General features: G+C 67.0%; 22 protein-coding genes. 4 read left to right on the top strand and 18 right to left on the bottom strand.

The features are described from left to right. Positions 1–55: 55 nt before the first annotated feature. The 3 genes from G559_RS0126995 to G559_RS0126985 form a co-directional block, all read right to left on the bottom strand. Complete coding sequence (locus G559_RS0126995) at positions 56–979, bottom strand: LysR family transcriptional regulator (protein ID WP_028631217.1); 924 nt, start codon at positions 977–979, stop codon at positions 56–58. Beyond that, the gene (locus G559_RS0126990) at positions 955–1338 is read right to left on the bottom strand and encodes a Rieske (2Fe-2S) protein (RefSeq protein WP_036997941.1); all 384 of its coding nucleotides are present in this window, start codon (positions 1336–1338) and stop codon (positions 955–957) included. The genes G559_RS0126995 and G559_RS0126990 overlap by 25 nt, the downstream gene beginning before the upstream one ends. Positions 1339–1449: 111 nt before the next feature. Beyond that, positions 1450–2511, bottom strand: coding sequence for an aromatic ring-hydroxylating dioxygenase subunit alpha (locus tag G559_RS0126985; RefSeq protein ID WP_028631215.1), 1062 nt, complete (start codon positions 2509–2511; stop codon positions 1450–1452). Between the two features lie 179 nt (positions 2512–2690). Here G559_RS0126985 and G559_RS29670 point away from each other — a divergent pair, with 179 nt between their 5' ends. Continuing rightward, entirely contained in the window at positions 2691–3299 is a 609-nt protein-coding gene (locus G559_RS29670) for a TetR/AcrR family transcriptional regulator (protein WP_051246927.1), read from the top strand. 52 nt (positions 3300–3351) lie between these two features. Here the strand turns inward: G559_RS29670 and G559_RS0126975 are convergent, their stop codons facing one another. Next, positions 3352–4293, bottom strand: a complete 942-nt coding sequence (locus G559_RS0126975) for a PDR/VanB family oxidoreductase (RefSeq protein WP_028631214.1) — start codon at positions 4291–4293, stop codon at positions 3352–3354. 105 nt (positions 4294–4398) lie between these two features. Further along, the gene (locus G559_RS0126970; RefSeq protein WP_028631213.1) at positions 4399–5523 is read right to left on the bottom strand and encodes an FAD-dependent oxidoreductase; all 1125 of its coding nucleotides are present in this window, start codon (positions 5521–5523) and stop codon (positions 4399–4401) included. Positions 5524–5742: 219 nt separating this feature from the next. Between G559_RS0126970 and G559_RS0126965 the strand changes: the two genes are divergently transcribed. After that, on the top strand, positions 5743–6666 hold the full coding sequence (locus G559_RS0126965) for a LysR family transcriptional regulator (RefSeq protein WP_028631212.1): 924 nt from the start codon (positions 5743–5745) through the stop codon (positions 6664–6666). A gap of 3 nt (positions 6667–6669) precedes the next feature. Here the strand turns inward: G559_RS0126965 and G559_RS0126960 are convergent, their stop codons facing one another. Further along, on the bottom strand, positions 6670–8646 hold the full coding sequence (locus G559_RS0126960; protein ID WP_155945766.1) for a methyl-accepting chemotaxis protein: 1977 nt from the start codon (positions 8644–8646) through the stop codon (positions 6670–6672). Positions 8647–9009: 363 nt separating this feature from the next. Between G559_RS0126960 and G559_RS0126955 the strand changes: the two genes are divergently transcribed. After that, positions 9010–10167, top strand: a complete 1158-nt coding sequence (locus G559_RS0126955) for an alpha/beta hydrolase family protein (protein ID WP_028631210.1) — start codon at positions 9010–9012, stop codon at positions 10165–10167. A 22-nt stretch (positions 10168–10189) separates the two neighbouring features. Next, the gene (locus tag G559_RS0126950; protein ID WP_028631209.1) at positions 10190–11125 is read left to right on the top strand and encodes a VOC family protein; all 936 of its coding nucleotides are present in this window, start codon (positions 10190–10192) and stop codon (positions 11123–11125) included. Between the two features lie 392 nt (positions 11126–11517). Here the strand turns inward: G559_RS0126950 and G559_RS0126945 are convergent, their stop codons facing one another. The 12 genes from G559_RS0126945 to G559_RS0126885 form a co-directional block, all read right to left on the bottom strand. Continuing rightward, entirely contained in the window at positions 11518–12351 is an 834-nt protein-coding gene (locus tag G559_RS0126945; RefSeq protein ID WP_028631208.1) for a cache domain-containing protein, read from the bottom strand. Between the two features lie 86 nt (positions 12352–12437). After that, the gene (locus tag G559_RS0126940) at positions 12438–14078 is read right to left on the bottom strand and encodes an arylsulfatase (protein ID WP_028631207.1); all 1641 of its coding nucleotides are present in this window, start codon (positions 14076–14078) and stop codon (positions 12438–12440) included. A gap of 15 nt (positions 14079–14093) precedes the next feature. Further along, positions 14094–14882 carry a cyclase family protein gene (locus G559_RS0126935; protein WP_028631206.1) on the bottom strand — a complete coding sequence of 263 codons (789 nt, stop codon included), beginning with the start codon at positions 14880–14882 and terminating at the stop codon, positions 14094–14096. Positions 14883–14893: 11 nt separating this feature from the next. Further along, positions 14894–15874, bottom strand: coding sequence for an NAD-dependent epimerase/dehydratase family protein (locus G559_RS0126930; protein WP_028631205.1), 981 nt, complete (start codon positions 15872–15874; stop codon positions 14894–14896). Beyond that, the gene (locus G559_RS0126925) at positions 15865–16857 is read right to left on the bottom strand and encodes a fumarylacetoacetate hydrolase family protein (protein WP_028631204.1); all 993 of its coding nucleotides are present in this window, start codon (positions 16855–16857) and stop codon (positions 15865–15867) included. Before G559_RS0126925 ends, G559_RS0126930 begins: the two co-directional genes overlap by 10 nt. Beyond that, a complete protein-coding gene (locus G559_RS0126920; protein ID WP_028631203.1) occupies positions 16854–17426 on the bottom strand; it encodes a cupin domain-containing protein in 573 nt (190 codons plus the stop codon). The genes G559_RS0126925 and G559_RS0126920 overlap by 4 nt, the downstream gene beginning before the upstream one ends. Before the next feature lie 11 nt (positions 17427–17437). Further along, positions 17438–18214, bottom strand: a complete 777-nt coding sequence (locus G559_RS0126915; RefSeq protein ID WP_028631202.1) for an SDR family NAD(P)-dependent oxidoreductase — start codon at positions 18212–18214, stop codon at positions 17438–17440. Then, on the bottom strand, positions 18211–18801 hold the full coding sequence (locus G559_RS0126910) for a malonic semialdehyde reductase (protein WP_028631201.1): 591 nt from the start codon (positions 18799–18801) through the stop codon (positions 18211–18213). The genes G559_RS0126915 and G559_RS0126910 overlap by 4 nt, the downstream gene beginning before the upstream one ends. A gap of 18 nt (positions 18802–18819) precedes the next feature. Then, the gene (locus G559_RS29425; RefSeq protein WP_036997939.1) at positions 18820–20019 is read right to left on the bottom strand and encodes an MFS transporter; all 1200 of its coding nucleotides are present in this window, start codon (positions 20017–20019) and stop codon (positions 18820–18822) included. A 134-nt stretch (positions 20020–20153) separates the two neighbouring features. Further along, positions 20154–22610 (bottom strand): efflux RND transporter permease subunit, encoded by a 2457-nt coding sequence (locus tag G559_RS29420; RefSeq protein ID WP_051246925.1) that lies wholly within the window; start codon positions 22608–22610, stop codon positions 20154–20156. A 4-nt stretch (positions 22611–22614) separates the two neighbouring features. Beyond that, positions 22615–23703: a WD40/YVTN/BNR-like repeat-containing protein gene (locus G559_RS0126890; RefSeq protein ID WP_028631200.1), complete on the bottom strand. Its 1089-nt coding sequence runs from the start codon at positions 23701–23703 to the stop codon at positions 22615–22617. Between the two features lie 59 nt (positions 23704–23762). Beyond that, entirely contained in the window at positions 23763–25127 is a 1365-nt protein-coding gene (locus G559_RS0126885) for a DUF1329 domain-containing protein (RefSeq protein ID WP_028631199.1), read from the bottom strand. Positions 25128–25134 lie beyond the last annotated feature (7 nt).

Below are 25134 nucleotides of genomic sequence, written 5' to 3'. Positions count from 1 at the left end.
GAGGAAGTGAAAGATAGTGGTCGCAGGCCATGACGAAAATTGATAGCGCCGGGAGTCAGGCGGCCGCCTCCAGCAGCACCTGACGCAACCAGGCCAACGCCGGATCGCCATCCTGATAGGCGTGCCACTGCATCACCTGCGCGGTGGGCGGAAACACGAGCGGCGGCTCCAGCAACCGCAGCGGGAAGCGGCTCGCGTAAAGCGTTGCCAATCGACTGTGCAGCGTAGCCAGGCAAGGCCCGCCGACTACGAACTCAGGGACCAGCCCAAACTGCTCCACGGCTACCGCTACCCGTCGCTCCAGGCCCTGGCTGGCGAGGAACTCCGCCTCCATGCTGCCCAGGGCGCTTGCCCCCGTCTCGCGCACCACGTGGGGCGACCCCAGGTAGCGTTCCAAGCTCAGCCCCCTGACCACATCGGGATTCTCGCGACAGGCGATGACACTGAATCCATCCTCGAACACCGCTTGCTCCGGATGCCGTGTGGAGCGGTGGACATGAGGCAGGATCACCAGGTCGCAATGGCGATGCTCCAGGGCCTCGTCCACCAGGCTACCCGGCTCGGCGCCACGGTGCGGTAGCAGGGTGAGCAGTTGCAGGTCGACCTGCGGCGCGAGGTCCGCCAGGCGGCGTCGGAACCTCGGCATGAGCACGGCGATCACATAGTCCGACGCCATGATGCGAAAGCGCCGCCGGGTTTCCCGTGGCTCGAAACCGGCATTGGCGAAAGCGATGCCCCGTGCGCCGTCCAGCACGCCCTGGATGCGCGGATGCAATCGCTGCATCAGCGCCGTCGGCAGCATCCGGCCACCGACCAGGACGAACAGCGGATCTGCGAAATGCTCCCGCAGCCTGCCAAGGGCGGCACTCACGGCCGATTGCGTCAAGTGCAGGCGGGTAGCGGCGCGGGTTACATGCTGCTCGACGACGAGCGCATCGAGAACCACCAGCAGGTTCAGGTCGAGACCGTGGAAACGCATGGATGCGCTCCTTCGCGGGCCGCACGGCGGACCTCGTCCAGCCACAGGCCGCCATCCGCCTCGGCGCGCACATCCAGTGCCTGCAAAGACTGGCCAAGGCAAGGGCCGAGCACGCAAAAACCGTTGTCGGGACGGAACAGCGCGCCGTGGGCGAAGCAGACGATGTGCTGGCCGTCGCCGGACATGAAGCGATCCTTGCGGTACTGCATGGCGACAGCCAGGTGCGGGCACAGGTTGCGGTAAACCCGCACCTGCCCGCGCCAGCGCAGGGCGAGCACGGTGTCGCGCCCCTCGCCCCAGGGATCGAAGCCCCGCGCAACGCCCTCTTCCAAGTGATCCTCGTAACAGAGAAATGTCATGTCCTGAAGCACGGCCCGTCTCTGAGTCTCAAGTGAGGGCGCAGGCTGCCACGGCCCTCGCCGGCCCAACCAATCGCGATTGGAGATGCGAGGTATCGCCTGGAGGGATACTCAGCCCTGCACCACGCTCATGCTGATCTGAGCCGCCTGCTCGTCGGCGATCAGCTTGTCCAGCACCCGGCGCGCGCGCACCGCCGCGGCATCACCAGGCAGCAGGATCGGCTTGAGGGACCAGAAATCGGCGTCGCCGATCATCCGCTGCTGGGCTTCGAGCATGGGCAGGTCCTCGGTGCTGAACGGCTGGTTGAGGGCGGAAACCTGTTGCTCGGCGATCTGCTCCCCCAACTCGCCCATCTCCCGAGGGATCGGGAAGGAGAACCAGTAGTGAGTGGTGGTCTCGGTTTCCGGAGTGAACAGGTGCGGCAACGGCGTTTCCCGGCCCTCGGCACGCGGGCGGCCGGTGGGCACCGCCCCGGCGATCAGGAGCATGTTAGCCGGCGCGTCCCAGCGCACATCGATCCAGCGATCCACCGACGTGCCGTGGGGGATGCCCATGGCCGTGTAGAGGAAGTCCGGCATGATCTCGGCGACGGTCTGGCGGTAGGACCAGACGGTATCGCCCTGCTGCTCGACGCTGGTGATGGCGCGGCTGACATCGCTGCTGCCCAGGGTGCTCGGATGCAGGTACTGGATATGCGAAAGGTCGAGAATGTTGTCCGACTCCAGCACGTAATTCGCGCGCGCGTGCAGATAGCGCTTGGCGACGTAGGCGCGCGACGGCTCCATGCAGCCGAAGTCCGGGATCAGCGCTTCATCCGCTGCAACGGCGTCGCCCATCCAGATCCAGATGACGCTGTACTTCTCCGCCACCGGATAGGCGCGGACCTTCGCCGCGCGCGGAATCGCGCCCTCGCCATGCGGATTGCGGGTGCAGGCGCCGCTGCCATCGAACTCCAGGCCGTGGTAGGCGCATTGCACATGGGAGCCGCACAGCTTGCCCATGGACAGCGGGGCGAAGCGATGCGGGCAGCGGTTGTGGATGGCCTGCACCTTGCCCGCCTCATCGCGGAAGAAGAGCACGGACTCGTTCAACAGGGTCCGGGCGAAGAGTTCGCCGGGTTTGACCTCATCGTCCCAGGCGGCGACGTACCAGGCGTTTTTCAGGAAGTTCATCTTGTTCTTGTCCTCATGGGCGTTTCGACAGGGCTACCTGCATCGATTGCCCGTCCCCCTGATATGCTCGCGCCTTTGCGCCGTGGCTGCGGCGGACAGACTCGAGGGACGACTGATCGAAGGCATGTAAGCAGCGCTCACATTAGTCATCCCCCCCACTCCGGTCAATGGCTTATTCCATGAACGAGACACGTGCGTATCACCACGGAAACCTGCGGCAATCGCTGATCGACGCCGCCCTCGACGCGGTTGAACAGAACGGCTACCAGGGGTTGTCGCTACGCGACCTGGCACAGGTGTTGGAAGTTTCCAGGGGCGCGCCCTACCGGCACTTCGCCGACCGTGATGCGCTGTTGCGCGCGTGCGCGAGCGAAGGGTTCCGCCGCCTGCTGGAAGCCCACCGCGAGGTGGCAGCGGGCACGGGCACTGCGCAGGACAAAGCGCGGGCGGCCTGCCGCGCCTTCCTCGCCTTCGCCGAGGCGCAGCCGGGGTTGTTCCTGCTGATGTACGACTCGGGCCTGCTGCAACAGGCCGAGGACGAAGACGAACTGGGCACCCTGCTCCAAAGTGTCTACGCGGGCATCGCGGCGACGCTGCGCGAAGCCCTGGAAGAGACCGACGACGACCGCCTGCAGGCGCGCCTGATCGCCATGTGGTCGACCCTCTACGGCTACGCCCGCCTGCGCCAGAGCAACATGCTCAAGCCCTACATGCTGGGCTCGCTGACCCGCGAGCAGACCGAAGCGGCGGTGATCGCCGCCGCCATCGGCCCGTTACCGAATCCGTAGGGTGAATGTCGCTTTTCACATCCACCCGCGAGCCCGGGCCTGGCATCAATGCTCAGAGATCCAGCACCAAGCGGGAGCTGCGCGAACGCGAGCAGCAGGGCGTGAACTGGTCGTTGCGCCCCTGCTCCTCGACTGTGAGGAACATGTCGCGGTGCTCCGGTTCGCCCTCCAGCACGCGGGTCAGACAGGTGCCGCAGATGCCCTGCTCGCAGGACAGCGGCAGGTCGATCCCCGCCTCCAGTAGCACGTCGGCCACGCTGCGATCCGCCGGGACCTGGAAGCAGCGTCCATCGCTGGCCAGCTGCACTTCGAAGGCCCCGTCATCCGCGTGATCCTGCGGCTCGGCGGCGAAGTATTCGCGGTGCAGGCTCGACTCCGGCCAGCCCGCCAGGCGCGCTTCCTCCAGCACGTGGGCCATGAAGCCGCCGGGGCCACAGACGTAGAGATGATCCCCATCGGCGTAACCCGCCAGCACCTCGGCCGCTTTCAACCGCTGGTCATCGAAATGGAACGTCACCTGCGCGGCGAACGCCGATTCGCGAATGCGCTGGAGAAACGCGGTACGTTCCGCCGAGCGGCTGCAGTAGTGCATATCGAATGCCGCCCCGGTGGCGGCCAGGCGCTCGGCCATGCAGAGGATCGGGGTGATGCCGATACCGCCGGCGAACAGCCGTGTGCGCCGCGCGCCGTGAACGAGCGGGAACAGGTTGCGCGGTTCGCTGATGCGGATGTGGCTGCCGGCCTCAACCTGCTCGTGCATGGCACGCGACCCGCCCCGGGACGACGGGTCCAGCAACACTGCGATCTGATAACGGTGCTGCTCGTCCGGGTGGTTGCACAGCGAGTACTGACGCACCTGCCCGCCCGGTAGATGCACGTCGACATGGGACCCAGCGCTGAACGGCGGCAGCGGACCGCCATCGGCACGAGCGAGTTCGAAGCTGAAGATGCCCTCGGCTTCCGGGTGTTTGCGGGTGACCCTGACCTCAATCATGGACGCTGACCTCGTGGAAAGAGCACGGCTTCGCACCCGGCCAGGCCGGGTGCGGAACGTGGAAAAGACAGGTGAGACGGCCGGTCCGGCGACCGGCCACGGCCTTCAGATGGGCTCGGCTGTGCGTGCGAGCATCGCCTTGGTCAGGCCGACACGGTCGAAGCTGCGGTCTTGGGCCATCTCGCGATCACCGGCGAGGATGGAGTTCTCGCTGATGTATTTGCAGCGCTCGAAACGACGTGCCATGAAGCGGTTCAGGCGCTCCTGAAGCGAGCCTTCGCCGGCCAGTTCCAGGCTCAGCACCAACGCATCTTCGATGGCCATGCCGGCGCCCTGCCCCAGGTGCGGGGTGGTCGCGTGAGCGGCGTCGCCGATCAGGAGGACGCGGCCCTTGAACCAGGGCTCGTCGACGAACACCACCTCCATCGGTTTGTAGACCACCTGGCTGCTGTCGGTGATCTGCTCGCGCAGCTCGCCCACCAGGCCGCCGATGTGCTGGATGCGGTCGCGCATCAGTTCGGCGAAATCCTTGGGCTCGTGCCAGGGGTTACCCGGCTCGTGGGAGGTGGAGAACATGTACATCAAGTCGTCGGCCAGCGGCACCAGGCCAGCATTGCCCTCGGAGCCGACGTAGCTCGCCAGGTGGTCGATGGAGGGGTGGCGCGGGAAGTTGTAGCGCCACACGGCCTGGCCGGTGAAGCGCGGCGTGTAGGTGTCGCCGAAGAGCATGCCGCGAATCTTCGAATACACGCCGTCGGCTCCCACCACCAGGTCGTAGCGCCCGGCACTGCCGTCGGTGAAGGTCACGTCCACGCCGTCGGCATCCTGCTCAAGGCGTTCCACGCTGAGGCCGAGGCGTACCTGCGCGCCCAGATCGATGGCCGTTCCGCTCAGCACCTGGTGCAGCGCCAGGCGCGAAATGCCGACGTTGGCCGGATACTCCGGGCCGGCCAGGCGCTGGCCGGGAATGCGCGCCAGGGCATTGCCCTGCAAGTCGTAGATGCCGACATCCTCGAAGGCGTAGGCGGCATCCAGGTAACGGTCGAGTACGCCGAGACGGGCCATCTCCCGCACCACGTTGCTCTGCTGGATGATGCCAACGCCGTAGACGGTCCACTCGGACTTGATTTCCACCAGGTCGACCGACACGCCCTGGCGGCACAGCGCGATGGCCGCGCAGAGTCCACCGATGCCACCACCGACGATGAGTACCTTGCTGATATCGCTCATGGATGAATCCTTGTTCTTGTTGTTGGCGCACGGGCGAACGCGAGCGCGGCGGCCCGGGCGGGAAGGTTTTTTCAGGAGGGGCCGCGCAGGCTCGGCAGGCAGCACGGCAGCCGGTGAGCGCCCCTTGGGAGCACAGGCTAGGAAGGCGGGAACAATTTGACTAATCGTTAGTCGGGATGCAGGGTATCGCGAAAATAAATACAACAAGAGCCTGCTGCCATGCGCTTCAAACACCTGGACCTGAACCTCCTGGTGGCGCTGGATGTGCTGCTGGAAGAGCAGAACATCACCCGCGCCGCCGCCCGCCTGCACATGACCCAATCAGCCACCAGCGGCGTGCTGGGGCGCCTGCGCACCTACTTCGAGGACGATCTGCTGGTACAGGTGGGACGCAAGATGATGCCCACCCCCCTGGCCAAGGAACTGGAGATCCCGGTTCGTGAAGTCCTGCTGAAAATCCAGACCTCCATCACCGCCAAGCCGGTCTACGACATCGCCGAGAGCAAGAGGCATTTCCGCATCATGGCGTCGGACTATCTGATCAGCGTGGTGTTCGCCGAAGTGATCCGAGAGATCAACCAGGAAGCGCCGCTGATGACCTTCGAGCTGATCAGCCCCGGCGAAACCGCCGTCGAGATGCTCATGCGCGGCGAGGTGGACCTGATGATCGCGCCCGAGCACTACATCGTGAAAGAACACCCTTCCGAGCTGCTGTTCGAAGAGCAGCACGTTTGTGTGGTGTGGGCAGACAACGACAGCATCGGCGAACGGATCACGCTGGAGCAGTACCTGGACATGGGCCACGTGGGCGTCGCTTTCGGTCGCAGCCGCACGCCGGGCATCGAGGAATGGTTCATGTCCCAGTACGGTTGCAAGCGCCGGCTCGAAGTCATCACCCATGACTTCAACACCCTGCCGCAACTGGTCGTCGGCACGCAGCGCATCGCCACCATGCACAGCCGCCTGGCGCGGCTCTATGCGCGCAACCTGCCGCTGCGCATCCTGCCGCCGCCAGTGGAGCTGCCCGCGATGCAGGAATACATGAGCTGGCACCGCAGCCTGGACCGCGACCCCATGCTGCGCTGGTTGCGCCAGAAGCTGGCGCAGATCGTACAGCGGCCGGACTCACCGGTCCTCGCCTGAGCCTCAGCGCGCGCCACGGAAGGCGCCGACCGCCTCGCCCAGGCTCGCCCCCAGCGTCTGCAGGCTGTCCGTGGCCGATTCCAGGCGCCGGCAGTCCTCGGCGTTCTGTTCCACCACACGCGCCACTTGCAGCACCACCTCGTCGACCTGGCGTGCCACGGCCTGCTGCATTGCGGACGCCTCGGCGATGTTCCGCCCGCTGCGCTCGACCCGTGCCATCGCAGCAGTGATCGCCGCCAGCACCTCGGTCGCCCGTCCTGCCAGCTCGACGCCTTCCTCGGTCAGCCGCTGACTGCCTGCCAGCCCATCGGCGGTAGCCCGGGTCAGCTCGCCGAGGCGCTGGATCATCGCCTCGATCTCCCCGGTCGAGGCGCGGGTGCGACTGGCCAGGGCGCGCACCTCGTCGGCGACCACGGCGAAACCGCGACCATGGTCACCGGCCCGCGCCGCCTCGATGGCCGCGTTCAGCGCCAGCAGGTTGGTCTGCTCGGCCAGGGCATTGATCACGTCGAGCACACCATTGATGGCCTCGCTCTGCGCCTTGAGCACCTGCATCGATCCGGCGCTGGCGCGCATTTCCTCAGCGAGGTGCTCCAGGCTCTCGCTGGCCTGGCGCACCAACGCATCTCCCTCGTGGATCAGGGCACCCGCATCGGCCAGCACCGCACCGCTGCCGGCCACCTGCTCGCTGACCTGCGCCGCCGAGCGCGTCATGTCCGCCATGGCCTCGGCGACCCGCTCGGCCTGCTGGCGCTGCGCGCTCACCCCCGCCGCCGTACGCCCGACCATCGCCACCAGGGTGCCGGCGGCGCCATCCAGTTGATCGACATCGCCACCGATGCGGCCCACCAGCTTGCGCAGGGCAGCGAGCATTTCTCCCACAGCATCCTGCAACTGCCCCAGTTCATCGCGCCGCGCAGGCGGGGCCGCCATCTCGCCGAGATCCCCGGCGGCGATACGCCCCGCCAGGGCCAGCATGCGCCGCAGCGGCACGACCAGTGCCCGATGAATCGCCAGCGCCGCTCCGGCACTGACCAGTAAGGCCAGGAGCGCCAGCAGCCCCAGCGCTCCGTGGAGCTGCCGCCGGGTTTCTGCATAGGCCCCGCTGCGCAATGCGCGCTGCGTATCCAGCTGCTGCGCCACCATGCCCGCCACCTGGCTCATCTGCGTCTCGGCAGCGCGAGCCAGTTGGCCGCCCCGGACAAAGCTCAGGAAGGCCTGGCGATACACCTCCAGCGCCTGGCGCGCCTCCTCCAGCGCCGCACGCTGCTCGCCGTCCAGGCGCGCGGCGAGACTGGCCAGTGCGGTAGCCAGCTCGTTCATGCGGTTCTCCCAGTCGTCGCGGTAGCGTTTTTGCGCATCAAGGGTGAAATACAGCTCGCTGTCGCGCAGGTTGGCCAACCGTTCGCGTAGGCTCACGGCCTCCTCCAGCACCTGCATCTGCGACGTACCCGGCGGCGTACCGGCCTCCAGGCCGAGGTTGATGCCATCGAGCTGGTCGAGGAACAGGCTGCTGAAACGCTGCCCCACCGTCTCCGCCTGGGCCTGCATACGCAGCCGCGCCGCATGTGCTGTTTCCAACGCCTGCGCATAGTCCTGAAAGGCACTGCGGTAGGCCTGGGCGGTGTCATCCAGGGTCGTGCGGAAATCCGCGTCGGAACCGCTGGCGGCCAGCCCCTTACGCAGTTGGTCCAACCCTGTGCCGACCCGCTCGGCCGACTCCGGTGCAAGATCGAGCGCGAAGTCCCGCTCCGCCAGGCGGGCCCCTGCCAGGTGCAGCTGCAACGCGTCCAGCGCACGCAGTTCGGAGACGCGGGCCTGCAGCACCTGCAATGCCTGGACGGTGGCCAGCGCCATGCCCAGGGTGGCCAGCAGCACCAGGCCGAAGCCGAGCGACAGCTTGCTGCCGACGGAGCGGTGGCCCAGCCAGCGCGTGACGCTGGCAAGGGGCATGAACGGGCGATGGGGGTGATTCGACATGGGCGTCCTTCCTCGTGGTCCGGGCCAGAAACAGGGGCGCGTACGCTAGCCGCCCGGTCCCGGGGGCCACCAATCGAGACTGGCGATGCAAGGCATCGTCATTCGCCATGACACAGGAGCGCCGGGGACGAGGTATCTCGCTTGCCGATAGCTGGCATCCGAACAAGCGATTTGTTCAATTCCTGGCCCCATGCGAGCTTGCCATGGCCGCCCCACCGGGCGGTCGGCGCCCGCGCAACTGCCTGCTGCGGGAGCAGTCACTCCGGGCTCGCCTGCCTTGCGCCCTGCCCATGCCGACCCGAGCGGTAAGCCCCGAGAGCCGGGGAAGATGGCGCCCCGGATCAGAAGAAGGAAAACAACAACATGTTCCGTTACTTCCCCACCAACTACGTCTGGAACCTCTCCGTTGACCTCGCCCTGGAAATGGGCGCGCGCATCGGCGAGATCGTCGAGATGTGCGAGCCCCTGCAGGAGGCCGCCAAGCAGCCCGATGCCGCCGGCACCCGCGCTTTCCGCGAAACCTGGTCGAAGATGGCCGACAAGCTCTGCGACCTGGCAGGTGAGGACGAGGCGCGTGGTCGCCTGCTCTCCGCCGGGGAGAAATACAACCGCGCTGCCACCTACTACCTGACCTGCGAACGCCTGCAGGCCCACGGTGCTCCCGGCCGCCTGGAGCTGTACCAGCGTTTCCTCGACACCTTCGCCCGGGGCATCGACCTGTCCGGCGAGAATTGCGAGCGGGTCGAGATTCCCTACGAGGGCAAGGTCATCTCCGGCCTCTTCGTGCGCGCCGAAGGCGTGAAAGGCCCGGCGCCGCTGCTGGTCCAGCTCAATGGCCTGGATTCCACCAAGGAGATGAAATACCGCGTTGGCCTGCCCGCCTGGCTCGCCAGGCGCGGCGTGTCCTCGCTGGTACTCGACCAGCCGGGCACCGGCGAGGCCCTGCGCCTGCATGACCTCAAGGCCCGGTATGACGCCGAGCACTGGGGCAGCCGCGTGTTCGACTGGCTGGAAACCCGTGCCGACGTCGACCCCAAGCGCATCGGTTGCGAGGGCGTGTCCCTCGGCGGCTACTACTGCCCGCGCGTAGTCGCCTTCGAGCCGCGCTTCGCCTGTGGCGTGGTCTGGGGCGCCAACCATGACTGGCGCGAAGTGCAGAAGCGCCGCCTGGAGCGCGAAGGCAGCTTCCCGGTGCCGCATTACTGGGAGCATGTGCGCTGGGTCTGGGGTGGCAAGAACGTCGAGGAGTTCATGGCCATCGCCGAGAACGTCCACCTGGACGGCGTGGTCGAGCGCATCAAGGTGCCGTTCCTGGTCACACACGGCGAGCAAGACTCGCAGATTCCGCTGAAATGGGCCCATCGCACCTACGAGCAACTGGTCAACAGCCCCAAGCGTGAACTGAAGATCTTCACCCCCCGCGAAGGTGGCGTGCAGCACTCCAGCTTCGACAACTCCATCAATGCCGGCCACTACATCGCCGACTGGGTCGCCGAGACCCTCGGCGGCCGCACCGCCTGACGAGCGAGACGAGAACCTGACCATGAAGATCATCGGACCTGATTACCTGGTGTTCGGCGTCGACAACGTCGACGCCTGCGTGCAATACCTCACCGACTACGGCCTCAAGCCGCGCGCCATCGACCACACCGGCGGCTACCTGGAAGCCCTGGACGGTACCGGCATCGAGATTCGCCACCGCGACGACCCGCGCCTGCCCAAAGCCATGGAAACTGCCAACACCCTGCGCGAAACCGTTTACGGTGTGGCCGACGAAGACACCCTGCAGGCCATCGAGGCCGAACTGTCGACGGACCGCGACGTCATCCGTGGCGAAGACGGTGTCCTGCGCACAGTGGATGACATGGGCTTCGCCCTGGGCTTCCAGATCACCTGCCGGCGCCCCCTCGACCTGCCCGGCGAGATCAGCAACGCGCCCGGCGCCAGCACCAGCCGCGTGGTCAACAGCCTGGGCGCCAGCGACGACATGGCCGCGCTGCCCCGCAGCCTGTCCCATGTCGTCTATTTCGTGCCGGACCACGCCAAGGCCGAAGCCTTCTACACCCGCCTGGGCTTCGTCTGCACCGACCGTTTCATCGACACCGGACCGTTCCTGCGGCCGGGTGGCACCCTGGACCATCACACCCTGTTCCTGATCCAGACGCCGCCGTTCATGAAGGGCATCGAGCACTTCACCTTCCACATGGGCGGACCGACCGAGGTGATGCTGGCCGGTACCCGCTTTGTCGAGAAAGGCTACGAGTCCTTCTGGGGGCCGGGCCGCCACCAGCTCGGCTCCAACTGGTTCTGGTACTTCAACAGCCCCATGGGTTGCCATGTGGAGTACGACGCCGACATGGACCTGCACGACGACAGCTGGAACGCCCGCGTGTCGCCACCCGGCGCGGATACCTCGCAGTACTTCCTGTTCCGCTATCAGGAGAAATGGGCCCCGGGCGGCCCGCCGCCCAAGCATTGACGCGCTCCGTCGTCATCGGCAGGCACCCCCCCGGAGCCGCACGCCCCGGGTAAGGGGAACCTGCCGCCTCAACTCCCGGGAACCGGCTGGCCCGGGAGTCTTTTTTGGGTCTTGCGATACACCGGGAAGTGCTGGTCACACCGCATGGGAAATGGGGTATTGGTGCAGCCCTATGGCCTGCTCAGCGATTGAAGTGGCGATGCCTGCATCACGTGTCGCGGGAACGACTTGAGCCAATCTGCTTGCCGGGTTCTGCGGATATTTCTGGTTTCGCTTTCCCAGGCGACGTCCTTTTGCAGTCGCTCAAAAGGAAGCAGAACGCTTGTCGAGCGTTGGGCTTCGGCGAGCCCAACCCAACAAAAGCGTTCCGGCAGCTTCCCCGATGTGCGCGCTCACTCGGGCTTCTTGTAGTACCCCACCGCAACCAGCAGGTGCCCGGTCTTGCGCAGCAGGGCGTACTTGTCCTCCACCTTGCCGGTCACCGGGTTCTTCCAGCGGTAGTCGTAACCACCCTCGCGGCGGTCCTTCATCAGCGCCAGGATCGGCGCGCCGACCGGCTTGCCGTCGGGATCTCGCACGCTGGCAAACTCCACACCGAGCAGGCGCAGGTTGTAGCCGTGGGCGAGGTAGCGCCCGGTGTCGAGGTCGATGACGAAGACATACAGGTCGTCCTCGCGAAAGCGCGGCGACAGCGCATTGATCGCGGCGATGCCGGCTTGCGGGTCCTGTTCCAGGGCGGTCACCGCGCGTTGCAGCAGGTGCTCGGCCTGCTGGGGCGTGGCCCGGGGCAGGTAGAGGCCGACGGCGATGACCCGGTCTCCCACCCGCTGGAAGAACACCCGCTTGCGTTCCACACGGCCGTCGCGTGCGTTCATCCAGCGGTATTCGGCCACCCGTACCTCGCCCTCGGCCCCCTGCAGGGCCTGGCGGAAGCCGTCGCGCAATTCTGGCTCCAGGGCTTCGGTGACGTCACGACCGATCAGCACCGCCGAGGTGCCGCCGCTGGCGAGCATGGTGCCGTGGGTGTCCACGACGAACACGTAGTGCTCGCCGTCGATGAACTCGCCCTGACGGCTGAATGCGGCGAAGGCCGCGTCGCCCTGCAGCTGGTAGTACTCGACGGCACGCAGCAGCAGTTGGCGTGCCCGTTGTTCCTCGTCGGCCTGGACGGTTGCGGGGGTGATCAGGAGCGCGAACGCGCCCCACAGCAAGGCGATCAAACGCATGGCGGTCGCTCCATAGAGTGAAGAGAAAGGAGACCGGCGCCGCGTGGTGCGCGGACGCCGGGTGGTTGCCGGCAGTTGGCCTGGCGTCAAGGCGCCTTGGCTGCCGACGGCGGAGCCACCACGCCGACCTGGCGTGCGTAGTCCTGCCAGGCACGCTGCAGGCGTTCCAGGGTCTGAGGCTGGCTGGCGGCAAGGTCGTGCTGTTCGGCGCGGTCCTGCGAGAGGTCGAACAACTGCCAACGCAGCGGCGGCTGGGGTTGGCCCGGCAGGCTCCAGGGCACCAGGCCAAGCAGCTTCAGGTTGCCTTCGCGGAAGTAGCGGCTGCCGAACAGCTCCCCGGCCATGACCGGCTCGGCGCGGCCCTGGCCCTCCAGCATCGGCAGCATGGAGCGGCCGGTAATGGGGTGCTTCGGCTGTCCCTTGTACGAATCGCCCGGATCGGACAGCCCGGCCAGGGCGAGGAAGGTCGGCGCCAGGTCATCCACGCGCGCCACGGCGCGCTCCAGCCCCTGGCGATGCAGGTTGGCCGGCAGGCGGATGATGGCCGGGACACTGATACCCCCTTCGGCAGTGGTGCCCTTGAACAGACGTAGCGGCGCCGCGCTCACCTCGGCCCAGCGCAATCCATAGTCGATTTGCGAGCCGCGTTTGCCGAGGTTCTCCAGGCGGTTGTCAGTTCCCGGTGCGGCCGGATAGAAGATCTCGTGACGCTCGCCGGCAGCACCGTTGTCGGACATGAAGACCACCAGCGTGTTGTCGAGCTGGCCGCTCTGGCGCAGGTAGTCCAGCAAGCGGCCGATGTTGTGGTCGAGGTTGTCGACCATCGCCGCATAAATTTCCATCTTGCGCGCCTCCACGCGCTTCTGCGCTTCGTCCAGCCCGTCCCAGGCCGGGAGCTGCGGGGTCGCCGGCAGCGGTGCGGCGCTCTGGAAGTCGGCCGGCAGCAGACCGCTCTTTTTCATGCGCTCGATGCGCGCCAGGCGCACCGCGTCGTAACCGCCGTCGTAGCGCCCCCGGTATTTGTCCCGATAGGCATCCGGCGCCTGCAACGGCCAGTGGGGCGAGGTGTAGGCAGCGTAGGCGAAGAAAGGCTTGCCACTGCCCTCACCTTCTTTAAGGTAGGCGAGCAGCTTGTCGGTGTAGAAATCGGTGGAATAGAAATCCTCTGGCAGCTCCACCGGCTGGCCATTCTCGCGGTAGGTGATCTGTTCGATCTTCGCGGTCGAGCCCGGCTTCGGCTTGTAGTGCACGCCGCCACCTTCCAGCAGCGTGAAGGAACGCTCGAAGCCGCGTTTGTCCGGCCCCTGTTCGGGGGTCAAGCCCAGATGCCACTTGCCCACCATGCTGGTGCGGTAGCCGCCATCGCGCAGCAGTTCGGCAATGGAATGGGCCTGCTGATTCAGGTAGCCCTCGTAGCCCGGTTTGCCGCGCTGGAAGGGCTGGATGGCCTCTCCCATGGTGCCCAGGCCCGCCAGGTGGTTGTCGGTACCGGACATCAGCATCGCACGCGTTGGCGAACAGGTCGGCGCGGCATACATGCTGGTCAGTTGCAGGCCGCTGGCGGCGAGGCGATCCAGGTTCGGCGTCTCGATTTCGCCGCCGAAAGCGCCCAGGTCCGAGTAACCCAGGTCGTCGGCAACGACCAACAGGATATTGGGGCGATCGGCAGCGCTGGCCAAGGCCGGCGCAAGGCAAGCCAACGCAGCCAGCAGGATGGGGAGGCGCATGAGGAACTCCTGTTCTTATTCTTCGAAAATCGCCACGGCGCGAACGAAGCCGGCAGAGGCATGTTTGATCTTGTAGGGGAAGCAGGACACCAGGAAACCGCTGGCCGGCAGGCTGTCGAGGTTGGCCAGTTTCTCCATCTGCCCGTAACCGATGTCGCGCCCGGCCTTGTGCCCTTCCCAGATGATGGACGCGTCGCCACTCTCGGCGAAGCGCTCGCGGGTGTACTTGAACGGCGCGTCCCAGCTCCAGGCATCAGTGCCTACCACGCGCACGCCGCGCTCCAGCAGATAAAGCGTAGCCTCGCGGCCCATGCCGACGCCGGCGTCCAGATAGCCCGGCTGGCCGAACAGGCTGCCGGCGCGGGTGTTCACCAGCACAATGTCCAGCGGCTGCAGGTCATGGCCGATGCGCGCCAACTCCGCTTCCACCTCTGCGGCCGTCACCACGTGGCCGTCCGGCAGGTGGCGAAAATCCAGCTTCACGCCCGGCTGCAGGCACCACTCCAGCGGCAGCTCGTCGATACCGAAGGCCGGCTTGCCACCGTCGGTGGTCGATGCGTAATGCCAGGGCGCATCCATGTGGGTGCCGCTATGGGTGGTGATCGACAGGCGCTCGGCGGCCCAGGACTCCCGACCCGGCATCTGGTCGATGGACAGGCCGGGGAACATGGCCGCCATCTCCGGCCAGCCCTGTTGGTGGTCCATGTAGTCGATTTTCGGCAGCAGCGGCGGTGGGTCCGTGTACGGGTTGTTATCGAGCGTTACCGACAGGTCGATGAGGCGGCGTTTGCGGGCAAGGGTCATGGCGGGCGATCTCAGGCGGTTTGTGGCGCAGCGCGCAGGCGGCGCGGCCGTTGATTGAGGTTCAGGGCATTGCGTACCAGGGCGAGGGCGGAGCCGTCGTGACGGAAGCCCAGCGCGCGGGCCTGGGGGGTACGCAGTGACGGATAGCGACCGAACAGGCGCTCCAGCTCGGCATCGGGCCGGTAGTTGACCAGGGCGCGCCGGTCTTCGCCGAACGCGCCGACCAGAGCGTCCACCACCTGGCCGATGGACAGGTGCAGCACCGGGAGTTGCCAGACGCGGGACTCGCCAGGGTTGTCCAGTTCGGCAGCGTGCAGCAGGTTATCCAGGCAGCAGTGGGCGGACATCCACCAGGCGCTGGCTTGCGATGACACCGGGCATTCGTAGGCCTGGCCGGCAGCGAGCGCGTGCATCAGGTCGCTCATGAAGGCCGAGCGCAGGCCGTTGGGCTCCCGTGGCCGGGCGACGATGCCGGGCAGGCGCAGGGCGCGGCCATCCACCTCGCCCCGCCGGGCCAGGTCGCTTAGCTGGGTCTCCACCATCAGCTTGTGGGCGCCGTAGGAGAGCACCGGACGGGGTGCCAGTTGCTCGTCCATGCGCGCCGGCAACTCGGCACCGTAGACGGCCACGCTGCTGGCATAGACCAACACCGGCGGCCGGGCGCAGCGGCGCAACTGGTCGAGCAATTCGAGGCTCGCCAACAGGTTGACCTGATGGCCCAGGCCGTACTGCTGTTCGGCCGCGCCACCGGGGATGCTCACCAAGTGAAACACCACGTCAGCGCCGTCGGCGAGGGCGCGACGCTGCAGCGCCGGATCGGTGATGCTGCCGGCGAGCAGGCGCAGGCGCGGGTCCTGCGCAAATCCATCGAGCTTCTGGTCCAGCAGCACCAGGGTGTCCAGCGGCTGGCCGCGCAGAGTGCCCCGCTCCAGCAGGCGCTGGACCAGCAGCCGGCCGAGAAAGCCACCGGCACCGGTAACCATCACGCGCATGGCGCACCTCCCCGGACCACGCACTGATCGATGGCGCCGAACAGCGGCGAGCCGTCGGCATTGCGCGCTTCCATGCGCACGCGATCACCGAAGCGCATGAAACCGGTACGCGGCGCGCCGTGCTCGATCATCTCGATGGCACGGCGCTCGGCAATGCAGGCAGAGCCCAAACTGCGGTCGGCGTTGGAAACGGTGCCGGAGCCCAGGATGCTGCCAGCGCCGAGGCGGCGAGTCAGCGCCGCATGGGCGATCAACTGGTGGAAGCCGAAGTGCATGGCGCCGCCGTGCGGGTGACCGAACCACTGGCCGTTCCACTCGACCTCGAGCGGCAGGTGCACGCGGCCGTCACGCCAGGCATCGCCCAGTTCGTCCGGGGTCACGGCCACCGGGGCGAAGCTGGAGGAGGACTTGGCCTGGACGAAGCCGAAGCCGGTCTTCATTTCCCGCGGCGCCAGGGCGCGCAGGCTGACATCGTTGACCTGCAGTACCAGGCGGATGTGCGCAAGCGCCTGCTCGGCCGTGCAGCCCATCGGCACCTCGTCCACCAGCACGGCAAACTCGCCTTCAAAGTCGATGCCGTGAGCCTCGCTGGGCAGCGGGATGTCCTGCCGCGCACCGAGGAAGTCGTCACCGGCGCCCTGGTACATCAGCGGCGTGGTTTCGACGCCCTCGATGGGATCGAGGTGAAAGGCACGCTGCATCAGTTCGCCATGGCTGAGGAAGCAGGAGCCGTCGAGCCACTGCCAGGCACGCGGCAGCGGCGCCATGACCCGGCTCGGGTCGAAGTCGAAAGCACCGGCGGCTTCGCCCCGGTTGAGGGCGTCGTAGCGACTGAGCAGCCCGGCCTCCACGCGCTGCCACTGGTCCACGGCGGCTTGCAGGGTCGGCGCGATGTCGCTGGCGTCCACTGCGCGGGTCAGGTCACGGGACACCAGCAGCAAGCGGCCGTCACGGCTGCCGTCGGCGAGGGTGGCAAGCTTCATTTCAGCACCTCCGCCAGCTCCGGCGCATAGCGCCCGTCCAGCAGGATGAAGACCATCCGCGCCATCTGTTCGGTGCGATTGCTCCAGGCATGATTGGTGCCGCGCTGCACCACGATGTCGCCACGCTTGAGGTGGACGTCCTCGCCATCCAGAACCAGCCAGACCTCACCTTCGGTGACGATGCCGTAGTCCAGGGTTTCGGTGCGGTGCATCAGCTTGTGCCTGGAATCGGCCTTGCCGGTTCCGGCATGGGCCTCGCCGATTTCCGCGAAGCAGGCGGCAGCATCCTCCGCGCTGACCTGGTTCTGCAGGCTGTCCGGCGGGATATCGACCACGCGGATCACGCTGCCCAGCGAACCGGGGCTGAGCTGCAGCGGTTTGTCGGTGGGGTCGCCGCCATTGTCCAGCGCTGCCGGGCAGGTCGCGCTGTTCCATACCTCGTGGAACAGGGTGCCGGGCACCGCTTTCAGGGGAAAGATGTTCGGCGTCGGGCCGGCCATGGCGACCACGGCCTGGCCAGCGGCATCGTGACCGGTGACCACGCGCTTGAAGGGGGGAAGTGCTTGCATGGGAACTCCTTTCAATTGCCGTCGCCGATGGTGGTGCCACCGTCGACGATGATGTTCTGACCGCTGATGAAAGCGCCGCCGGGTGCGGCCAGCAGCAGCGCCAGGGCTGCCACCTCCTCGGGCCGGCCGACACGGCGCAACGGGGTGAGCGCAAGACGCCGCTGCATGACCTCGGGGTTGTCGGTGAGCGGTCGGGCGAATTCGGTCTGGATCACGCCGGGGCTGATGGCGTTGACGCGGATGTTCATGGGCCCCCACTCCACCGCGAGGTTGCGCGCCAGTTGCGCCAGCGCCGCCTTGGACAGGCCGTAGAGCCCCAAGCCCTTGTTGCCGCGCACGCCGGCGATGCTGGCCATCAGCACCACGCTGCCCCCACCCTGCTCCGCCATGACCGGCAGCAGCGCGCCGGTGAGCCAGGCCGCGCTTTCCAGGTTCACGCTCAGGGTCAGCCGCCACTGCGCGGCATTGGCGCTGGCCAGCGGCCCCAGGTGCGGGGCGACACCGGCATTGCACACCAGCACGTCGATCCGGCCATGCAGTGCCAGGGCAAGGCTGGCGAGTTGGCGGACCTGGCGCTCGCAACCAAGGTCGGCGGAGAGGCCTTCCGCCTCGAAACCTTCGCCGCGCAGCTGCGCCGCCACGCGCTGGCAGTCCTCGGCGCTCTCGCTGCTGATCACCAGCCGCGCGCCGGCGCGACCATATTCGCGGGCGATGGCCAGGCCGATGCCACGGGTAGCACCGGCGATCAGGGCGACCTGGCCCGCCAATGAGAACAAGGGGCTGCTCATAGGATGCGGCAGCCCTGTTCGAAGGACAGGCGCGGGCCGGCCGGGCGCAGGCCGGTGGGCTCGCCGTAACCCAGGCAACAGAGGAAATTGCTGCGCCATCGGCCATCGGGGAAGAACGCTGCGTCCACCTGGGCGTTGTCGAAGCCGGACATGGGGCCGCAATCAAGCCCGAGGGCGCGAGCGGCAAGCATCAGGTAGGCGCCCTGCAGGCTGCTGTTGCGCAGTGCCGCGCTGGAGGCCGCCTGCGGGTTGTCGCGGTAGGCCGCGCCCGCGTCATAGATGGGGAACAGCTCGGGCAGAAACTCGAAAAAGCGACTGTCCCAGGCAACGATGGCCGTCACCGGCGCCTGCAGCATCTTGTCGCCGTTGTGGCCCTTTAGGGCCGGCAGCAGCTTCTGCTTGGCCTCGGCACTGCGCACGAAGACGAAGCGCGCCGGGCAGCAGTTGTTGCTGGTCGGGCCCTGGCGCAGGGTCTGATAGAGCTGGTGCAGCAGCGCGTCGGGTACGTCGCGGTCCTGCCAGAGGTTGTGCGAGCGCGCTTTCAGGAACAACTGGTCGAGCGCGGCGGAATCCAGGGGATGGGCCATGGAATGCTCCAGATGGAATCAGGAAATGGACGGCGCGGTGCTGGCCAGCGGGCGGAACAGCCAGGGCAATGCCAGGCAGGCGACCGCCAGCACGAGTTGCGCGATGGCCACCAGTGCCAGGGCGGACGGCAGCTCGCTCACGGCGCCACCGTTGAGGCCCAGCACCACCAGCGGACTGATGAATTCGCCGGCGAACAGCGCGGCGGTGAAGCCGCCCGTGGCACGACCGCGCTGGGCGAAGCTGACCTGGCTCATCACCCAGGTGATCAGCGTCGGCAGCATCAGGCCAATACCTAAGCCATTGACCAGCACGGCAATGATGACGAGGGCGTGGTTGCCGGCCTCGGCCATCAGCAGCCCGCCAGCCCCCGCCGTGGCGAAGGCGATGAGCAGCAGGTTCTGCCGCCGCAGGCCGCCCAACAAGCGGAAGCTCAAGGCGCCGGCAAGCACACCGAGCTGGTTGGCCCCCATGGTCATGCCGATCTGCTGCGGTGAATCCACGTGCAGCAGGGTGAGCAGGAAGCCCGCCTGCACCGGCACGATGAACAGACTGATGCCCGCCAGCACCGTGAGCCCGTAGAGCGGCAGTAGCGCGCTCCAGGGAAAGCGCTCGGTGTTCGAAGGCTGCACGTCGACCGAACCAGCCTGCGGCTCCCAGAGCAGCGCCGCCATCAGCGGCAGGAACAACAGGCCGGACGCGTAGAGCACGAAGGGTACGCGCCAGTCGTCTTGCCCCAGGGCGCCGCCCAGGGCGATGAACACCGCTGCCGACAGCGAGGTGGCGACCATCTGCAGGGCAAACAGCCGCTCGCGGCGCGCGCCCTGGTAGTAGTCGCCCATCAGGGTGGTGCAGCAGGTCATGATGCCGGCCTCCGCCAGCCCCAGTCCGGCACGGCTGGCCACGATGCCCGCCAGCGAATCCAGCCACAGCGGCAGCAAACCGCAGGCGGCGTACAGCAGCATCGAGGCCAGCAGCAGCGGCTTGCGCCCGAGGCGGTCGGCGATCACGCCGGCAAAGGGCGCGAGCAGTGCGATCACCAGGGCCGGGATGGTCAGGCTGATGGGCACCAACACCTCGGCGCCCGGCGTGTCGGCAAAGTGCGCCTGCATGCGCGGCAGTACCGGTGCCAGGAGCACCGCACCCAGTACCGGCAGGCAACTGCCGAGTAGCAGCAGCAGGGATTGCGGCAGTCCGGCCTGACGTTCAGTGGAGGTCACGGCGCACCTCCGGCAACAGTCCGTAGGCGCCCTCTGCGTAGTGCCCGACAGCGTCGGGCAAGCCATTCCAGAGGGCTTGCAAGGTCTCGATCAGTCGTGTCATGCCGATGTGCTCTTGTTGTTGTAGTGGCGGTTCAGGGATTGATGGCATCCAGCAGCAGCGGGCGGCTGGCGGTCGCGTTCCGTTTCGCCGGCACCGCCGCCTCGTCGGAGGCGGCGTCGCGGCGCCGGGTGGCAGGCAGCAGGAAGTAGGCCAGCGCCGGCAGCAGGACCAGGGCGCCGACCATGTTCCAGACGAACATGAAGGCCAGCAGCACGCCCATGTCGGCCTGGAACTTGATGGGTGAGAGGATCCAGGTGCCCACGCCGATCGCCAGGGTGACGCCAGTGAGCATCACCACCTTGCCGGTGGAGACCAGCGCACGGTAATAGGCCTCGGAGAGGCTACTGCCCTGGCGCAGATGGCCGAGCATGATGCTCATCACGTACAGCGCGTAGTCGACGCCGATGCCCACGCCCAGCGCGATCACCGGCAGGGTGGCGACCTTGACGCCGATACCGAGCCAGACCATCAGCGCCTCGCAGAGGATCGAGGTGAGCATCAGCGGAATCACCGCGCAGAGGGTCGCGCGCCAGGAGCGGAAGGTGACCAGGCACAGCAGGATCACCGCGCCGTAGACCCAGAACAGCATCTCGCGGTTGGCTTCCTTGACCACGATGTTGGTGGCCGCCTCGATCCCGGCGTTGCCGGCGGCGAGCTGGAACCTCACCTCGTCGGTGTCGTTGGCGGCGGCGAAGGCTTCGACGTGCTCGACCAGGCGGGTCAAGGTCTCGGCCTTGTGGTCGGTGAGGTAGACGTAGAGTGTCAGCAGGTTGCAGGACTCGTTGTAGAGCCCGCGCGGTGCGCTGGCGGTGATCATGTTGAGCATCGCCTGGTTGTTCTGCAGCTCGTACCACTTCGGGCTGCCTTCGGAGAGGCCCACCAGCATGCGGCGGTTGAGCAGCGCCAGCGAATTGGTCGAATCCACCCCCGGCAGGCTGCGCAGCTGCCAGTCCAGTTCGTCCACCTTGCGCAGGATGTCGTAGCGCGCGCAGGCGTTGTCCGGCGTGCGCACCATGATCGCGAAGAGGTCGCTGCTGGCACCAAAGCTGCGGGTCATGAAGGCGTCGTCCTGGTTGTAGCGCGAGTCCGGGCGCAGCTCGGGGGCGCCCGCATCGAGGTCGCCGATGGCCAGGTGCAGGCTGACCATGAATCCGAACACCGCCATCACCAGGCTGATGCCGACGCAAAGGGCGGCCCAGGGCTTGCGGGTAAACAGGTCGAGAAAACGCCAGAACGGATGACGGGCCTGACCGACCTCCTCCGCGCGCTCGCTCTTGAGGCTCAGCTCGGCAGCGCGCGGACTGACGCCGACGTAGGAGAGCAGCACCGGCAGCAGGATCAGGTTGGTGAAGATCAGCACGGCGACGCCGATGCTGGCGATGATCGCCAGGTCCTGGATCACCTGGATCTGGATGATCATCAGCACGGCGAAGCCGACCGCATCGCACAGCAGCGCGGTGAGGCCGGCGAGGAACAGGCGGCGGAAGGTGAAGCGCGCGGCCACCACGCGGTGCATGCCGCGGCCGATGTCCTGCATGATGCCGTTCATCTTCTGCGCGCCGTGGCTCATGCCGATGGCGAACACCAGGAAGGGCACCAGCACCGAGTACGGGTCCAGCTCGTAGCCCAGGAGCGGCAGCAGGCCGAGTTGCCAGACCACTGCCACCAGGGAGCACAGCACCACCAGTACGGTGCTGCGCACGCAACGGGTGTAGCCGTAGAGCACGGCGGTGGTGATGAGGATGGCGACGGCGAAGAACAGCAGGATCTGCTCCAGGCCCTCGATCAGGTCGCCGACCTTCTTGGCGAAGCCGGTGATGTGGATGTCGACGTTGTCGCTCTGGAGCTGCGCCCGCAGGGCGTCGAGCTGCTCGGACAGGGTGGCGTAGTCGAGCGGCTGGCCATCCGGCGTACGCGACAACAGCGGCACGTAGATGATGCTGGAGCGCTGGTCGAAGGCCACCAGCTGACCGATTTCGTTGGACAGCTGCACATTGCGCCGCAGCTCCGCCAGGGACGTCGCGCTGCCGTCGTACTCGTCCGGGATCACCGGCCCACCATCCAGGCCCTCTTCGGTCACCGAAACCCAGCGCGTGGCCGGCGTCCACAGCGACTTCATATAGGCGCGGTCGACCCCAGGCAGCAGGTAGATCTGGTCGCTCAGGGCCTGAAGGGTCTTCAGGTAGTCGGCGTCATAGATGTCGCCCTTGCGGTTGGCCACGGCGATGCGCAGGGCGTTGCCCAGGCCCGACAGTTCCTTCTGGTTGTCCAGGTAGTTGGCGATGTAGGGATGCCCGGTGGGGATCATCTTCTCGAAGCTGGCGTTCAGTTCGATACGACTGGACTGCCAGCCGAGCAGCACGGTGGTCAGCAGGCACAGCAGCAGCACCCAATGGCGGTGGTTGAACAGGGCGCGTTCGACCAGCGAACCGGAGCGCGGATCGAAGTCGCCCGGCTCGGGCAGCGAGGGTTGGCGAGCGGAATTCATGAACTCACTCCGAGGCGGAAACGGCGGGCAACGCCAGGCGGGACAAGCCGGTGAAGCCGGCGACGACCAGGCTGCCGTCGGCGGCCTGGATCACACCCGACACCGGTCTGCCCTGGGGTTTGGCGGCGGGGGCAATGGTGCCCGTCGCACTGGTGAACAGGCCGCCGGCCTGATTGGCCAGCAGCACGCGGTCATCGGCCAGGCGGATGGCATCGCTGAAGGACACCGGCGCCAGCACCGGTAGCGCTTCAGCGCTATCGGCACCCGGCGCCAGGAGGAAGGCATGCCCTTTCAGGCCGCCGATCAGCAGGGCACCATCGGCGCGGCTCGCCAAGGTGAACAGGGTGCCGCTGTAGGGGCTTTCCAGTTGCTGGAAGTGCTCGCCGTCCGGCGAGCGCGCCAGGTAGCCCTGCTCGCCAGCGAGAAACCAACGCTCGCCCCGCTGTGCCACGGCGTAAAGGTGCAAGCCCATCGGGTTGTCGATGGCACCGACGACAGAGCGCCAGGTGGCGCCGCCGTCCTCGGTACGGAAGGCAAGGCCGTAGGCACCCACCACCAGGCCATGCTGAGCGTCGGTGAAGGCCAGGGCGAGGAACGGTTTGTCGGCCCCCTCCTCCACCATACGTCCGGCCGTCTGCACGCGTGCCTCTGCAGCCTCGGCATCGGCCGACGCCGGCAACTCATGGCGTGCGGCATCGAGCTCCAGCTGCGCGGCGCGGCGGCCGTCGAGCTGCAACTGCCAGGTTTCCCCGCCGTCACGGCTGGCCAGGATCACACCAGCGTGTCCCACCGCCCAGCCCTGTTGGGCATCGACGAACTGCACGGCGGTCAGCCCCACCGACACCGGCACTTGAGCCTGGCGCCAGTGCTGGCCGTTGTCATCGGACAGGAGCACCAGCCCGCGTTCACCCACGGCCACCAGGCGGTCGCCCGCGCGGGCCAGGTCGATGAAGACCGCACGCTCAGGATTGGACACACGCATGGCCGGGCTTTCCAGCACATCCCCGGCGGCCTGGCCAGCGGCGAAGCACGCGGGGGTGATCGGCAGGGCGAGGACCAACAGCAGGCCGCCCACCTGACGCAATCTGTTCATGTTCTACCTCGATCTCATTACGCAAGCGGGAGGACGGCGCGCGCCCTCCCGGTAAGGCTTCAGCGCACGCCACGCCCGGCCATCGCCGCCGGGGAGAACTCCGCCGCCTTGTAGCGATCGACCACCGCGTATTGCTGGTCCTTGCCGGCGTAAAGGTTCTGGATGAACCAGGTGCCGGAGATCAGGTCGTAGAACCCGGAGGACAGCTGAGCCACGGCAGGCAGGTCAGGCATGACTGCCGGCAGTGACCAGAGGGTCTTGGCGAGCTGGCCGTTGGCGTCCCAGCGGTCACCGAGCATGGCCTGCCAGGTGTCTTCGTCGAGGTAGTAGCGCCCCTTGGGCAACTGGTGGCGCTTGCCCGGTGCGAGGTCCGCCTCCACCACCCAGACGCGGTGCAGTTCCCAGCGCACGTAGTCGGGATTCATGTGGTGCTTGGCGAACAGGTCCTCGGGCTTGGCAGCCGTCTGCACCTTGTTGGTGTTGTAGGGGATGTAGATCTCCTGCTTGCCCACCAACTTCCAGTTGAAACGATCCAGACGACCCTGGAACACACTGAGTTCATCGAACGACATGACTCCGGCAGTTGCGGGCGTCGGGGTGTCGCAGCAGGCGTTGGGCAGCTTGCGCACGCGACGCTGACCAGTCAGGTAGACGTGGGCCTGGGACTTGTCGCCGTTGAGGTTGGTGCGCCCCATGATCTGCTCGCCGGCCCGCAGCGGCGGCCCTACGTTGAGCAGGCGGAACAGCCAGTAATCGCCTTCGAACGTCGCGGCCGAGCCATCGGGGTAGTAGTAGGGCATCTCCTGTACGGCCTTGCCGTCGGTGGTCAGCACCTGGGCGCCGTCTGCGGTCATCAGGTAGTGGCGGAAATCCATGGCCACCGAAGTGCCGCGCCAGTTCAGCACGTGGTTCCACATGGCCTCGGTGCCGTTCTTTGGCACCGGGAATGGAATACCGCCGTAGGCCCCTTCCGGCACCGGGCCGGCGCTGCTCTCCACCAGCCTGGCGCTCTGCGCGTTCTTCAGCGTGTTGTCGTACACCCACTGCGGCGCCGCGGCGGTACGGCGGGTCGGGTAGATGTCGAGGCGGTAGGTCTCGGGGTAGCGCTTGAACATGGCCTTGACGCCATCGCTGAGCTTGTCGGCGTACTGGTCCATATTCTTCGCAGTGATGCTGAACAGCGGCTTGTCGGCGGCGAACGGATCGCCGCGCTTGCCGCCTTCCTTGAAGCCGGCATCCACCCGGGTGTAGCCGCCGTCCCAGGCCGGGATGCTGCCGTCGGCGTTACCGGCGCGTTCGGCGCCCAGCGGGGTCAGGCTTTTGCCGAGGTCGGCGGCGGTGCTGGCGAGCGCCGGTTGCAGGCTCAGTGCGGCGGCGCCGACCAGGGCCAGGCAGAAGGTCTTGAGAGTGAACGGGATGGTCATGCGCAAG

The sequence above is a fragment of the Metapseudomonas resinovorans DSM 21078 genome, assembly GCF_000423545.1.
GTDB lineage: Bacteria > Pseudomonadota > Gammaproteobacteria > Pseudomonadales > Pseudomonadaceae > Metapseudomonas > Metapseudomonas resinovorans.
The sequence above is the reverse complement of the archived record's forward strand: the minus strand, read 5'-3'. Positions and strand labels throughout refer to the sequence as shown.

Excerpts from the sequence above, each read along its gene's own strand:
- G559_RS0126955 (WP_028631210.1), top strand. The coding sequence starts at position 9,010 with ATGTTCCGTTACTTCCCCACCAACTACGTCTGGAACCTCTCCGTTGAC.
- G559_RS0126985 (WP_028631215.1), bottom strand. The coding sequence starts at position 2,511 with ATGAACTTCCTGAAAAACGCCTGGTACGTCGCCGCCTGGGACGATGAG.
- G559_RS0126885 (WP_028631199.1), bottom strand. The coding sequence starts at position 25,127 with ATGACCATCCCGTTCACTCTCAAGACCTTCTGCCTGGCCCTGGTCGGC.
- G559_RS0126965 (WP_028631212.1), top strand. The coding sequence starts at position 5,743 with ATGCGCTTCAAACACCTGGACCTGAACCTCCTGGTGGCGCTGGATGTG.
- G559_RS29670 (WP_051246927.1), top strand. The coding sequence starts at position 2,691 with ATGAACGAGACACGTGCGTATCACCACGGAAACCTGCGGCAATCGCTG.
- G559_RS0126990 (WP_036997941.1), bottom strand. The coding sequence starts at position 1,338 with ATGACATTTCTCTGTTACGAGGATCACTTGGAAGAGGGCGTTGCGCGG.
- G559_RS0126975 (WP_028631214.1), bottom strand. The coding sequence starts at position 4,293 with ATGATTGAGGTCAGGGTCACCCGCAAACACCCGGAAGCCGAGGGCATC.
- G559_RS0126960 (WP_155945766.1), bottom strand. The coding sequence starts at position 8,646 with ATGTCGAATCACCCCCATCGCCCGTTCATGCCCCTTGCCAGCGTCACG.
- G559_RS0126910 (WP_028631201.1), bottom strand. The coding sequence starts at position 18,801 with ATGGCCCATCCCCTGGATTCCGCCGCGCTCGACCAGTTGTTCCTGAAA.
- G559_RS0126920 (WP_028631203.1), bottom strand. The coding sequence starts at position 17,426 with ATGCAAGCACTTCCCCCCTTCAAGCGCGTGGTCACCGGTCACGATGCC.
- G559_RS0126945 (WP_028631208.1), bottom strand. The coding sequence starts at position 12,351 with ATGCGTTTGATCGCCTTGCTGTGGGGCGCGTTCGCGCTCCTGATCACC.
- G559_RS0126940 (WP_028631207.1), bottom strand. The coding sequence starts at position 14,078 with ATGCGCCTCCCCATCCTGCTGGCTGCGTTGGCTTGCCTTGCGCCGGCC.
- G559_RS0126950 (WP_028631209.1), top strand. The coding sequence starts at position 10,190 with ATGAAGATCATCGGACCTGATTACCTGGTGTTCGGCGTCGACAACGTC.
- G559_RS0126915 (WP_028631202.1), bottom strand. The coding sequence starts at position 18,214 with ATGAGCAGCCCCTTGTTCTCATTGGCGGGCCAGGTCGCCCTGATCGCC.
- G559_RS0126890 (WP_028631200.1), bottom strand. The coding sequence starts at position 23,703 with ATGAACAGATTGCGTCAGGTGGGCGGCCTGCTGTTGGTCCTCGCCCTG.
- G559_RS0126925 (WP_028631204.1), bottom strand. The coding sequence starts at position 16,857 with ATGAAGCTTGCCACCCTCGCCGACGGCAGCCGTGACGGCCGCTTGCTG.
- G559_RS0126930 (WP_028631205.1), bottom strand. The coding sequence starts at position 15,874 with ATGCGCGTGATGGTTACCGGTGCCGGTGGCTTTCTCGGCCGGCTGCTG.
- G559_RS29420 (WP_051246925.1), bottom strand. The coding sequence starts at position 22,610 with ATGAATTCCGCTCGCCAACCCTCGCTGCCCGAGCCGGGCGACTTCGAT.
- G559_RS0126935 (WP_028631206.1), bottom strand. The coding sequence starts at position 14,882 with ATGACCCTTGCCCGCAAACGCCGCCTCATCGACCTGTCGGTAACGCTC.
- G559_RS0126995 (WP_028631217.1), bottom strand. The coding sequence starts at position 979 with ATGCGTTTCCACGGTCTCGACCTGAACCTGCTGGTGGTTCTCGATGCG.
- G559_RS0126970 (WP_028631213.1), bottom strand. The coding sequence starts at position 5,523 with ATGAGCGATATCAGCAAGGTACTCATCGTCGGTGGTGGCATCGGTGGA.